1 pseudogene is annotated in these 421 nt (G+C 63.4%); it reads left to right on the top strand.

Annotation, left to right across the window (positions count from 1 at the left end):
• Positions 1 to 141: 141 nt before the first annotated feature.
• A pseudogene (locus GYA94_RS27030) lies at positions 142 to 421 on the top strand (helix-turn-helix transcriptional regulator); the annotation flags it as partial.

The following is a 421-nucleotide window of genomic DNA, read 5'->3' on the forward strand; positions in this document are numbered from 1 at the left end:
CCCCGTGTCCATCAGCCATGTCGCTTTTTGTCGCAGTCTTTTCTACGGCAATTGTTTCCATCATCTTCAAATGCGTGGCGTTACCGGCTAGTCTCGCAGGCATCCATATCGCCGTAGTCTTCAAACCAGAACGAGCCGGCCATGACAGAACTGTCCCGCACGCATGGATTCGCGACTCAGGCCTTGGGCCTGCTGGACGGGCGTTTCTTCCGGCCGCCATTGCCGGACGGGCACGTGCCGCGCCCGCGTTTGTGCCAGCGCTTGTACGCCGGCCTTGGTGGCCGCTTGCTGCTGGTCAATGCGCCGGCCGGCTTCGGCAAGAGCTCGCTGGCCATCGAGTTCTGCGAGTCGCTGCCCGATCACTGGCGCAGCCTCTGGCTGGGCCTGAGCCAGCGCGATGCCGACCCTGGGCGCTTTCTCG

This window comes from Pseudomonas juntendi (genome assembly GCF_009932375.1).
GTDB classification, from domain to species: domain Bacteria; phylum Pseudomonadota; class Gammaproteobacteria; order Pseudomonadales; family Pseudomonadaceae; genus Aquipseudomonas; species Aquipseudomonas juntendi.